This is a genomic window from Micromonospora musae, from assembly GCF_003626635.1.
Lineage (GTDB): Bacteria > Actinomycetota > Actinomycetes > Mycobacteriales > Micromonosporaceae > Micromonospora > Micromonospora musae.
Genome location: NZ_RAZT01000008.1, coordinates 394737 through 406578, shown reverse-complemented (window position 1 = coordinate 406578; position 11842 = coordinate 394737). Strand labels below are relative to the sequence as shown.

The 11842-nt window shown below is 73.9% G+C and carries 8 protein-coding genes; 1 reads left to right on the top strand and 7 read right to left on the bottom strand.

Going from position 1 to position 11842, the window contains the following annotated elements; translation table 11 throughout:
• Positions 1-149: 149 nt before the first annotated feature.
• The 7 genes from D7044_RS18395 to D7044_RS18365 form a co-directional block, all read right to left on the bottom strand.
• Positions 150-1781, bottom strand: coding sequence for a serine/threonine-protein kinase (locus D7044_RS18395; protein ID WP_120689633.1), 1632 nt, complete (start codon positions 1779-1781; stop codon positions 150-152).
• 70 nt (positions 1782-1851) lie between these two features.
• Positions 1852-3405, bottom strand: coding sequence for a fused MFS/spermidine synthase (locus D7044_RS18390; protein ID WP_120689632.1), 1554 nt, complete (start codon positions 3403-3405; stop codon positions 1852-1854).
• Between the two features lie 36 nt (positions 3406-3441).
• The gene (locus D7044_RS18385) at positions 3442-4446 is read right to left on the bottom strand and encodes a coiled-coil domain-containing protein (RefSeq protein ID WP_187398627.1); all 1005 of its coding nucleotides are present in this window, start codon (positions 4444-4446) and stop codon (positions 3442-3444) included.
• 205 nt (positions 4447-4651) lie between these two features.
• The gene (locus D7044_RS18380) at positions 4652-5461 is read right to left on the bottom strand and encodes an inositol monophosphatase family protein (protein ID WP_120689630.1); all 810 of its coding nucleotides are present in this window, start codon (positions 5459-5461) and stop codon (positions 4652-4654) included.
• Entirely contained in the window at positions 5454-5906 is a 453-nt protein-coding gene (locus D7044_RS18375) for a response regulator (RefSeq protein ID WP_120689629.1), read from the bottom strand. The genes D7044_RS18380 and D7044_RS18375 overlap by 8 nt, the downstream gene beginning before the upstream one ends.
• Positions 5903-7615 carry a sensor histidine kinase gene (locus D7044_RS18370; protein ID WP_120689628.1) on the bottom strand — a complete coding sequence of 571 codons (1713 nt, stop codon included), beginning with the start codon at positions 7613-7615 and terminating at the stop codon, positions 5903-5905. Before D7044_RS18370 ends, D7044_RS18375 begins: the two co-directional genes overlap by 4 nt.
• On the bottom strand, positions 7612-8856 hold the full coding sequence (locus D7044_RS18365) for a PP2C family protein-serine/threonine phosphatase (RefSeq protein WP_233565027.1): 1245 nt from the start codon (positions 8854-8856) through the stop codon (positions 7612-7614). Before D7044_RS18365 ends, D7044_RS18370 begins: the two co-directional genes overlap by 4 nt.
• A 305-nt stretch (positions 8857-9161) precedes the next feature.
• Between D7044_RS18365 and D7044_RS18360 the strand changes: the two genes are divergently transcribed.
• On the top strand, positions 9162-11576 hold the full coding sequence (locus tag D7044_RS18360; RefSeq protein ID WP_233565026.1) for a M28 family peptidase: 2415 nt from the start codon (positions 9162-9164) through the stop codon (positions 11574-11576).
• Positions 11577-11842: the final 266 nt, after the last annotated feature.

The following is an 11842-nucleotide window of genomic DNA, read 5'->3' as shown; positions in this document are numbered from 1 at the left end:
GGCGCGGGCGCTCCGGCGTGCGCACTTTCTCGGAAAGAGTGGCCATTCGCGCCCGGATGCCCACTCTTTCCGAGAAAGAGCGTGGATCTTGGGCGGGTGAGCGGGGGCGGGGGCGGGGGCGGGCGGTGGTGGGGTGGGGTGGGGTGGGGTTACTTCTTGGGGGGCTTGCCCTTGGGGGGCTTGTCGGGCTTGTCGGGCTTCGGATGCCCGGCGGGGCCGTTTCCAGCACCGGGGCCGCCGGGGCCGCCCGAGCCGGTGCCGCGCGACGTGGCGCTGGTCTTCGTGGTGGTGGCCTTGGCCGGTGACTTCGTGGCCGCCGGGGCCGGGGGCCGGCCCGCCACCCCGGAGACCTGCACCCCGCAGCTCTCGCCGCCGAGGGTGAACGTGACCGGCAGCGGATTCCCCCCGGTGTAGCGCCCCGTGAGGCTGACCTTCTCGGCGGCGCCCGGCGCCAGCGCGGGCCGACCCGCCGGTGGACGTACCACCACCGTCCGCCCCTGCTGGCTCGCGGACGCCGGGGTCGCCCGGGTCACCGTCTGCCCGCCCGGGAAGGTGAAGTTCACCGCCCAGTCGCGCAGTTCCCGGGCCCCGGTGTTGGTGAGCGTCAGCTCGGCGGCGAAGTCCTTGCCGGAGTCGCTGCGCAGCGCGTACGCCACCTGACAGACCGGCGTACCCGCCATCCCCAACCGGGCCCCGGTCGGCGGCTCCACGCCGCCGCTCGCCGGGCTCCGCCCGGTAACTCCCCAGAGCGCCGCGGTGACCGCCACCAGGCCAGCGGCCGCCACCCCCGCCTCGACGCGCCGCCGCCGGGAGACGGCTCGCCGGTGCCGGGTGGGCAGCGCACCCGTCTCCGCCCCCGACCAGGGCAGGATCGTCGTGCCGGCGTCCGCCAGGGTGGCCGGGCCCAGCGGGCCGGCGGCGGGCGAGACGGGTATCGCGGTGAGCACCCCGGCCGCGTCGGCGAGAATGCCGGCGAGCTCGGTGGTGGACGGTCGCTCCTCGGGGCGCTTCGCCAGGCAGCGACGCACCAGGTCGGCCACCCCGTCGGGGAGCGTCGGCACGGCGGGCATCGGCTCCGGGTCGTTGTACAGGTGCGCGCGCAGCATCTCCGTGGTGGTGCTGGCCTGCCACGGCAGCCGGCCGGTGAGCATCCGGTAGAGCAGCAGGCCCACGGCGTACACGTCGGTGGCAGGCGACACCTGGCCGCCGTCGAGGCGTTCCGGCGCGAGGTACGCGGGGGTGCCGAGCAGGGCGCCGTCCGTGCCCCGCTCACTCTCCCCGACCAGGGCGGAGATGCCGAAGTCGACGACCTTCACCCCGGTCGGCGTCAGCATCACGTTGCCCGGGGTGACGTCCCGGTGCACCACCCCTCGGGCGTGCGCGGTGGCCAGCGCCGAGGCGACCTCGGCGGCGATCGTCACCGCCTCCCGCCAGGGCAGCTGTCGCTCGCGGCCGAGCCGGCTGCTCAGCGAGCCGCCGTCGATCAGCTCCATCACGACGTACGGGACGGTGACGCCGTCCTGCTCGGACTCGCCGTAGTCGTAGACGTTGGTGATGTTGGGGTGGTAGAGCCGCGCAGCGGCCTGCGCCTCGGCGCGGAGCCGGTGCCGGAGGGCGCGCTCGCTCGCCAACCGGGACGCCAGCACCTTGACCGCGACCTGCCGTCCGAGCACCTCGTCGTAGCCGCGCCACACCACCGACATGCCACCCGCGCCGAGCTGCTCGATGAGCCGGTACCGCCCACCGAGCGGCCGCACCGCGAACCGGTCCCCTCCGCCCATGGTCGAGGTTCTTGCCCGGACCCGTCCGGGCTACACCTCTCGGACCGAAATCGGGCAGGAAGTCACTCGATCAGGCGGTGGCGAGCAGCTGGTCCACCGGCGCGTAGTCGTCGGTGAGCACCAGCGCCTCGCCGACGAACTCGTCCAGCTCGGCCTCGGCGATCAGGATCGCGCGCCCGTCCACCTCGGCCAGTCGCTTGCGGATCGCTTCCAGCGGCAGCGGCGCGTCGGAGGCGACGAGGACGAAGTTGGAACCCTGCTCGCCGATGATCGCCTCCGGGGGCGCGATCAGCGCGACGTGCCGGAACTCGGCGGCGACGGTGGCCAGTTCGCTGCGGATGAAGCGCAGCGGCGGGTAGTCGATGACGTTCTGCACGTAGACGCCGCTCGGGCGCACCACTCGGCGTACCTCGGCCATCATCTCCCGGGTGGCCAGGTGCCACGGCACCACCAGGTGCCCGAACGCGTCGCCGACGACCAGGTCGCGGCTCTCGTCGGCCTCGGCGGCGACCAGCAGCCGCGCATCGCCGGCCACCGCCCGCAGGTCCGGTCCCTGGCGTACGCCGAGTTCCCGCTCGCCCAGCTCGATGAGCCCGCCGTCGATCTCGAAGACCAGGTTGTCGCTGCCGGGACGGGTGGCGGTCAGATAGCGGGGCACGGTGAAACCGCCCCCGCCCAGGTGCAGCGCGTCGAGCCGCCGGCCGGCCGGTGCGGCCACGTCGGCCACCGCACCGAACCACTTCGTGTATGCGTACTCCAGGTGGCGGGGGTCGGCGAGGTCCACGTACGAGTGCTGCGCCGAGTTGAGCAGCAGCGTCCGCCCGGTCGACCGGGACGAGTCCACCTCGACCTTCGCGCAGTGGTACGCCGTCTCGATGTCGCACGGGTTCGGTGCGACCGTGCTGAGACCCGCGCCGAGCAGGCCGAGCACCGCCAACGCCGCCTTGGTCCGGCCCCGACCCGGCAGCTCCACGACGCCCTGCCGGTGCAGGTACCAACCGAGGACCAGGCCGGTGACGCCGAGCGCGATGGCCAGCGCCAGCAGGATCACCGTGCTGCGCAGCGCGGCGACCAGCACGAAACCGGTGGAGAGGGTGGCCGTGATGCCGCCGAGCGTGCCGATGCTGGAGAGCCGGCCGACCACCTGGCCGGTGCGACGCAGGTCGGCGAGCTGGAGCTTGACGACCAGCGGGGTGACCGCGGAGAGCAGCAGCGCCGGAACGAAGACGGCCAGGGCGACGAGGAGCAGGATGGCGCTGGCCGCCCCGCCGCGCAGCACCTCGCCCGCGTACCGGACGACCGGCAGGGTGACGGCGGTGGCGATGCCGGCGAGCACGAGCGCGGGGGCCAGCAACGGACGCGGGTCGCGCCGGTCGGCCAGCCGGCCACCGGCCCACGCCCCGTAGGCGATCGCGGCCAGCGCGATGCCGATCACCGAGCTGGTCACCTGGAGGGTCACCCCGACGTAGGGGCCGACCAGGCGCAGGGCGACCGTCTCCAGCACCAGGACGGCGCCGCTGGAGAAGAAGACGAGGAAGGCGGCGAGCCCGTTGGGCAGGGCGCGCCCGGTGACGGGCGCGGCGGGCACGGGCGGGTCGGCGACGTCGGACGGTGAGAGATTCATCGTCGCGATGGTACGCAGCCGAGCCGCCCCGGTGGGTCAGTACATCGATAGATGAACATGGTTCGTGTGGCTCGCCGCCGGGCTGCCGCTGCCGCTGTAGGAGCGCCAGCCGGTGCCCGGATGCCAGATCTGCCGGTACCAGATCACGTAGAGCACGCCGAGCCGATCGGCGTTGCGCACGTGCCACGCGGCCAGGCTGTCGCCGTACGCCTTGTCGCCGCCGGTGGCGTTCTCGTCCTTGAAGCCGCCCGCGGCGGCCGAGAAGTCGCAGGCCCGCCCCTTGGGATGCTCGCCGTCGCCGCCGCTGCGGTAGCAGGAGACGTGGCGGGTGTAGTCGGCCGCCTTGGTCTGCTGGAGGGCGTTGAGGGTGCGCGGCGTGATGCAGCCGGAGGTGGTCGGGTCGTTCACCGAGCAGGACTCCGACGGCCAGGAGCCGTCCGAGTTGCGTGGGGCGGGCTTCGCCGAGCTCGAGTTCGCGCCGGCGAAGCCGCCGCTGCCACCGGAGCTGACCGCGGCCAGCGCCGCCTCGGCCTCCTTCTTCTTCTTCGCCATCACGGCGAGCTGCTTCGCCTGCTGCCGCACCTCGGCGTCGATGGCGAGCTTGGCCCGCTGCGCCTGCTCGCGCGCCTCCGTCAGCTCGCGCAGTCGCTTGCCGTCCCGCTGTGCCATCAGGTCGAGGTTCGCCGCCCGCTCCAGGAACGCGTCGGGCGAGGCGCTGCCCAGCAGCATCGACGCCGGGGTGAGCCGACCCACCCGGTAGGAGCGCGCCGCCACCTCGCCGACCTGCGTGCTCAGGTCGTTCACCCGCACCTGGAGGCCGGTCAGCTGGCCGGTCAACTGCGTCTGTCGGCGCTTGGAGTTGTCCAGCTTCTGCTTCGCCTCGATGTGCGCCCGGGCGGTGGCCGTCAGCGCGTCCCGCAGCTTCTTGGTGCCGCCCTCGTTGGGCTCCGCGTACGCGGGCACCGAGCCGCTGCCGAGCAGCACGACGACGGCGGCGAGCAGGGCGATCAGTGGGCCGCGGGCGCGACGCCTGCTGGGCATGATCCTGGGCACGACAGCGTCCTTCCGTCGACCGCCGGCCCCCGGTGCGTCCTGCGCGGCGGCGGTCCCGCCGGCCCCGTTCGGCGGCCTGCTGGCGGTGACCGCCGGTCACGATACCGGACCGGGCGACGCCGGCCAGTCCCGGAAATGCCCAGGGGCGCGTCGCGTCGACGCAGCGTGTCGAGCTGGTCGCCGTACGCGTGGATCAGCTGTCGAGCAGAGTCGCCCGGACCTCTTCCCAGATCCGATCGCTCGCGGCGACCAGCAGGCCGTACCCCTCCTCGGCGGCGTGGTACTCGGTGCCGTCGAAGCGGCGGGCGACCCCGCCGGCGCAGCGGACCAGCAGCGCCCCGGGGGCGTGGTCCCAGGGCAGGGTGCGCCAGAAGACCGCGAACTGCTGCCGCCCGACGAGGATGTCCAGGTACTCCCGGCCCGCGCAGTGCTGCCCGGGGAGCAGCTCACCGATCCGGTCGCCGCCGGCCCGCACCCGGTCGCGGCTCGCCGACGGGAGGAACCGGGTCATCGCCATGCCACGCAGCTGGGCGAGCTCCGCGGAGGCGTCGTCCGTACGGATCGGGCGCCCGTCGACGTACGTCCCCTCGCCCGCCCGGCAGGTGGCGAGCGTGTCGGCGAGCGGGTCGAACACCCAGGACGCGACGGGCCGCCCATCGGTCAGCAGCGCCACCATCAACGCGAACGGTCGGCGGCCGGCGGCGAAGTTCGCGGTGCCGTCGACCGGGTCGACGAGCCACACGTCCCCGGAACCGCGCAGGTGCCGCAGCAGCCCCTGATCCTCGGCGACCGCCTCCTCGCCGACCACCACCGAGCCGGGAAGGAGCCGGCGCAGCCCCGCCGAGATCATCTCCTCGGCCCGGCGGTCGGCGACGGTGACGATGTCACCTGGCGCCTTCTCCGCGACGTCGGAGTCGTCCAGCTTCTGGAACAGGGGTAGCACGACCTGGTCGGCGGTCTCACGGAGCAGCACACCGACGTCGTCGAGCAGGGTGTCAGCCACGCGGCGGCAGCTTCACCACGCTGACGAAGAACTCGTCGATCTGGCGCACCACGGCGATGAACCGTTCGAAGTCCACCGGCTTCGTCACGTAGGCGTTGGCGTGCAGCTGGTAGCTGCGCAGGATGTCCTCGTCGGCCTGCGAGGTGGTGAGCACCACCACCGGGATCCGGCGGAGCTCCTCGTCCTTCTTTATCTCCGCGAGCACCTCACGACCGTCCCGGCGGGGCAGGTTGAGGTCGAGCAGGATCAGGTCCGGGGTCACCGCCTCCGCGTACTGACCCTCACGGCGCAGGTACGCCAACGCCTCGGCCCCGTCGGAGACGACGGTCAGCCGGTTGCGCAGCTTGTGCTCCTCGAACGCCTCCTGGGTCATCAACACGTCGCCCGGATCGTCCTCGACGAGCAAGACTTCGATCGGACTCTTCCCGTCCGCCGGCGCGGTCATCCCACTGTCTCCCTCATGCCACCCGTCCTACCGCCTTCCGGCGCTTCCTCCGTACGCTCGGCCCGCTCCCGCTCCGGCGAGCCGTCCGGGACGCCGTCGGGCGTCTCCGCCGCCTCCGCGCCGGTCGCCTCCTCGTCCGGGCTCTCGCCGGCCGCCGCACGATCCTCGGGCAGCGCGGGCAGGGTGAACCGGATCGCGGCGCCCTCGGAGACGTCGGTGTCCACCCAGACCCGACCGCCGTGGTATTCCACGATCTTCTTGACGATGGCCAGCCCGATACCGGTGCCCGGGTAGGCGTCCTTCGAGTGCAGCCGCTGGAAGATGACGAAGATCTTGTCGGCGAACTCGGGCTCGATGCCGATGCCGTTGTCCTGGCAGGTGATCTCCCACTCGTCGCCCACCTGCCGGGCGGAGACGTGCACCTTCGACGGCACGTCCGACCGGCGGAACTTGATCGAGTTGCTGACCAGGTTGGCGAGCAGGTTCGTGAGCAGCGGTTCCTCGCCCTGGATCACCGGCAGCTCCGACCAGGTCAGCTCGGCGTCCGCGTACTGCCGGGCCGCCTCGGTCTGACCGGCCACCTCTCCCATGACCTTGTTGAGGTCGACCTCGCTGAAGCCGACGGTCAGCCGGCCGATCCGGGAGAACGCCAGCAGGTCGTTGATCAGGCGCTGCATCCGCTGCGCGCCGTCCACCGCGAACGCGATGTACTGATCGGCCCGCTCGTCGAGCTGACCGGCGTAGCGGCGCTGGAGCAGCTGGCAGAAGCTGGCGACCTTGCGCAGCGGCTCCTGGAGGTCGTGCGAGGCGACGTACGCGAACTGCTCCAGGTCACGGTTGGACCGGGTCAACTCCTCGGCCTGCTTCTGGAGCTGGCTGTTGACCCACTCGATCCGCTGCCGGGCCTCCCGCACCTCGGCGAGGTCCGCCGCGATCCTGCGGCGCATCGCGTCCACGTCGTCGGCGAGCTGCACGAACTCGGGCGGCCCGGAACCGGGGATGGCGTGCTGGAAGTCGCCCTCGGCGACTCTCCGTACGTGCTGGGCTAGCTCGGTGAGCGGCCGCACGACCGTCCGGTCCAGCGAGAGCAGCAGCAGCACACCGGTGACCACGACCACCAGGGCGGCGACGATCAGCAGCACGGCCAGCAGGTTCCCGCTGCGACGCGCCTCCCGCGCATTGCTCTCCCGGGCGTCGAAGATCTCGGCCTGGAGGTCGTCCACGGCGGCCCGTACGTCGTCGAACTGCTGCCGGGCCACCTGGGTGACGAGCGCCTGGCCGGCCGCCGTGCCCTGCTGCTCGGTCACGGTGATCACCGGTACGGCGACCGCCCGCCGCCACTCGTCGGCCCGGGTCTCGACCTCGCGCAGGTCGCCCCCGATCTGCGGGTAGTCGTTCAGCAGCCGCCGCATCGACGCGATGACGTCCTGCTCCTGCCGCACCCCGGCCTCGTACGGGCCGAGGTCGGCCCGGTCGCCGCTCACCGCGAAGCCGCGTACCGCGGTCTCCTGGTCGAGCAGGGCGTTCAGCAGCTCCTGCGACTGCACCCGCAGTGGCCCGGTCTGGTTGAGCAACGCGTCGACCTGGTTACGGCTCCGCTCCGCCAGGGACGCCTCCGCCACGGCCAGCCCGACGAGCAGAACGCCGACGATCGCGAGCAGCGCGACCACCCGCCGGCGCAGGTTCCAGCCACGCAGGCCGGCGCTCATCGGCCACCTCCCCGGGTGACCAGCAGCATGGCGACGTCGTCGGCGAGCGGCCCGCCGTTGATCTGCTCGGCCCGCCCGACGAGCCAGGCCGGCAACTCGGCCAGGGACACCTCCCGGCTGGCCGGCTCCGCCAGCAGCTCGCCGAGGCCGGGCACGTCGAGCCGATCGTCGCTGTCGCCCACGCGCCCCTCGATCAGGCCGTCGGTGTACATCAACAGGGACCAGTCCTCCGTGTCGAACTTCAGGTCGTAGGCGATCGGCGGGCGGGGCCGGACGCCGAGCAGCAGACCGCCCGGGGCCGGCACCGGGGCCACCCCGCCGCGGCTGAGCAGCAGCGGCGGCGGGTGCCCGGCCAACCGTACGACCGCCCGGTTGGCGTCCAGGTCGAGCCGCGCCGTCGCCACGGTCGCGAAGATCTCCTGGAGTCGGCGCTCGCTCATCAGCACCTGCTCCAGCGCGGGCAGCACCTCGTCGTCGGGCACCCCGGCGAGCACCAGGGCGCGCCAGGCGACCCGGAGCTCGACGCCGAGCGCCGCCTCGTCGACCCCGTGCCCGCAGACGTCGCCCACGATCAGGTCCACCCGGTCGGGGCGGGTCTGCACCACGTCGTAGAAGTCGCCGCCGATCAGCGCGGCGTGCCGGCCGGGCCGGTAGAACGTGTGGACCGCGACCTGGTCGGTCGACATCAGCGGCTGCGGCAGCAGGCCCCGTTCGAGGCGGGCCGACTCGGCCTGGCGCAGCTCGACCTCGCGCAGCCGGCGGGCGTTCTCGTCGGCGCGCTTGCGCTCCACCGCGTAGCGCAGCGCCCGGGTCAGCAGGACACCGTCGACCTGCCCCTTGACCAGGTAGTCCTGGGCTCCCTCGGCCACCGCCACGATGCCCAGGTGCTCGTCGCTGCGCCCGGTCAGTACGCAGACCGCCGCGCCGCTCGCCATCTCCAGCACCTGACGCAACCCGTCGAGGCCCTGGGCGTCCGGAAGACCGAGGTCGAGCAGGACGCAGTCCACGCCGGTCACCCGCTGGCGCGCCTCGCTGAGGCTGGTCGCGACCAGCAGCTCGATCATCGAGTTGGTCTCGGCCAGCAGCTCACCGACCAGGAAGGCGTCGCCCTCGTCGTCCTCGACCAGCAGCACCCGCAGCCGCTCGCCCGGTGGCAGGTGGGGGTGCCGTCCCAGGCCGCCGTGCGGATACGGCACCACGGAGGAACCGGCCAGACCGGTCCCCCGGTTCGGCCGGGTCACCGCCGCCAGACGCGGAAGTTCGCTGGTGATGTCGGGCTCCTTCCGAGTGCCCTGCTGATCCTGTATTAGACAACGGTCGCACACAACACGACGGACTCGGTGCGGCCGGGCATGGGCCGAATCACTACCCACCGAGGGGCAAAGCGGACACCCGTCGGTCCCGTGGATCGGACCCTCGCCGGCCCGCCCCGGAACGCCCGACCGGCTAAGGGCGGTGCAGCGCAGCCGGGATGTCCCGGGTCCCCGCTGCGGGCCCGCGCGGGGCAGGATGGTCCCAGCTCTGGCCCCGTCCCCGAGGAGTTCCCGTGGGCGCACCCCCCACCCCGGCCCCGGACCGCGCACCCGCCCACCCGATTCCGAGCCGGCCCGCCGACCGGGCGCTGGCCCGGCCCCGGCGGCGGTTCGTCGCCGCCGTGGCGGCCGCCGTCGCGCTGGTCGCCGTCGGCGCCGTGAGCCTCCTCGACCTGCGTCCCCCGAACCCGCTGCCGGCCGACGCGCCGCCGACCGCGTTCAGCGCCGACCGGGCGTACCGCGACGTCGAGGTGATCGCGGCGCGTCCGCACCCGGCCGGCAGCGCCGCGAACGACGAGGTCCGCGCGCACGTCGAACGGGTCCTGCGGGAGCTGGGCCTGGAGACCCAGGTGCAGGACACCGTGGCGCCGGAGGCGGGTCAGTTGAGCGGGGCGGCCGGTGGCGTCACGCTGGCCCGGGTCCGCAACGTGGTGGCTCGGCTGCCCGGCACCGATCCGACCGGGCGGCTCTTCCTGGTCGCCCACTACGACTCGGTGCAGTCCGGCCCGGGCGGCAACGACGACGCCGCCGGCACCTCCGCCATCCTGGAGGTGGCCCGGGCGCTGGCCGCCGGACCACGCCCCCGCAACGACATCGTCTTCGTGCTCACCGACGCCGAGGAGGCGTGTCTCTGCGGGGCGTCCGGATTCGCCTCCGGCCACCCGCTCGCCGCCGACGGCGGGGTGGTGCTCAACCTGGAGGCGCGCGGCTCCACCGGCCCGGTGATCATGTTCGAGACCTCACGACGGAACGCGAAACTGGTGGAGGTCTTCGGCCGGGCCGCGCCGCACCCGGTCGGCACCTCGTTCGCCGTGGAGATTTACCGGGCGCTACCCAACGACACCGACTTCACCGCGTTCCTCGCGGAGAACTTCGTCGGCCTGAACTCGGCGTACATCGACGGCGCGGCGATCTACCACACCCCGCTGGACACCGCCGCCGCGCTGGACCGGGCCAGCCTCCAGCAGCACGGTGAGAACGCGCTCGGCATGGCCCGGGAGTTCGGCCGGATCGACCTGACCGAGCTGACCGCCGCCGGCGACGACACCTACTTCCCGGTGCCGGGCGGGCTCGCCCGCTACCCGGGCCAGCTGACTCTCCCGCTCGCGCTGCTCGCGCTGGTCGCGGTCGTCGCGCTGGGCTGGCTGACCCGGCGGCGCGGTCGCGCGAGCGGAGGCCGGTTGGCGGCCGGCTTCGGTCTGGCGCTCGTCCCGATCGTGGCCGCCCCGCTCGCCGCGCAGGGGCTCTGGGCGCTGATCACCGCGATCCGGCCGGGCTACGCCGCACTGCTCGACCCGTACCGGCCGATCTGGTACCGGCTCGCCGTGCTCGCGCTCGCCGCGACGGTCGTCCTCGCCTGGTACGCGCTGACCCGCCGCCGGATCGGCCCCGCCGCGCTGGCCGTCGGCGGGCTGGGCTGGCTGGCGGTGCTCGGGGTGGTGCTCGCGCTGCTGGTGCCGGGTGGGGCGTACCTCGCCTCCCTGCCGGCGCTGGCGGGCGCGCTCGCCGGCCTGGCCGCGCTCGGCACCCGGATCGACGGGCCCTGGCCGGTGGTCGCGGTCACCGTGGGCGCCGCGGTGGGCGTCGTCGTCCTGCTGCCCACGGTGGTGCTCCTCTTCCCGGCGCTCGGCATGGCGATGGGCGGGGTGGCCGCCCTGGTCACGGTGCTGCTCGGGTTGGCCGTACTGCCGGTGCTGGACCTGCTGCACCCGCGGGCCGGCGGGCAGCGCGGCCTGGTGGCGCTCCGGGCCCGGCGGCTCGGCGCGGTGCCGGCGCTCGCCGCCGCGGTGGCGGCGGTGGTCTGCGCCGGGGTCGGGCTCCGCGTCGACCGGTTCGACGCCGCGCATCCCGCGCCGACCCACCTGATGTACGCGCTGGACGCGGGCACCGGCTCGGCCCGATGGCTCACCGACGAGACCGATCCCCAGCCGTGGACCAGCCGGTACGTCAAGGGTCCGGCGTCCCTGGACGACTTCCCCGCGCTGGGCGACCAGACCCTGCGCGGCGGCCCGGCGGAGCCGACGAACCTGCCCGCCCCGAAGCTCGAGGTGCTGGCCGACAGCACCACCGGCGGCGAGCGCACCGTGCGACTGCGGCTCACCCCGCAGCGTCCGGCGCGCCTGGCCAGCCTGCACGTCGACACGACCACGGCCACCGTGCTGCGGGCCGAGGTCGCCGGCCGGCCGGTACCCGTCGAGCCCCGGTCCGGCCGCTGGGGCTTCGGGGTGGTCTTCCACGCCCCGCCGGCGGAGGGCTTCGAGGTGACGCTCACCGTCACGCCGAAGGCCGACTGGCTGGGTCTGCGGGCGATGGACGCCAGCGACGGCCTCGACGGTCTGCCCGGCTTCCAGCCCCGCCCGCCGGACGTCGGGATCGTCGGCTCGCACAGCTCGGAGATGCTCGCGGTGGCCCGCACCTACCCGGTCTGACCGCCGACCTTGCCCTGCACCCGTCGGCCGGACGTGCGGCCGGCGGGTTCAGTTCGGGCGGGTGGCCAGGTCGCCGGGGTCGGTGTTGCCACCGCAGACGATGATCGCCACCCGCTCGCCCTGGCGCGGCACGTACGCCCCGCCGATCAGCGCGGCCAGCGCCGCGGCCCCACCCAGCTCGGCGGCGACCCGCAGCTCCGACCAGAGCAGCCGGCGGGATGGCGCAACAGCCGGGTTGCGTCTGGTGGAGAAGGCATCAGGATGCG

Coding starts and splice junctions, on each gene's coding strand:
- D7044_RS18375 (WP_120689629.1), bottom strand. CDS start 5,906: ATGACCGCGCCGGCGGACGGGAAGAGTCCGATCGAAGTCTTGCTCGTC.
- D7044_RS18370 (WP_120689628.1), bottom strand. CDS start 7,615: ATGAGCGCCGGCCTGCGTGGCTGGAACCTGCGCCGGCGGGTGGTCGCG.
- D7044_RS18390 (WP_120689632.1), bottom strand. CDS start 3,405: ATGAATCTCTCACCGTCCGACGTCGCCGACCCGCCCGTGCCCGCCGCG.
- D7044_RS18385 (WP_187398627.1), bottom strand. CDS start 4,446: ATGCCCAGCAGGCGTCGCGCCCGCGGCCCACTGATCGCCCTGCTCGCC.
- D7044_RS18395 (WP_120689633.1), bottom strand. CDS start 1,781: ATGGGCGGAGGGGACCGGTTCGCGGTGCGGCCGCTCGGTGGGCGGTAC.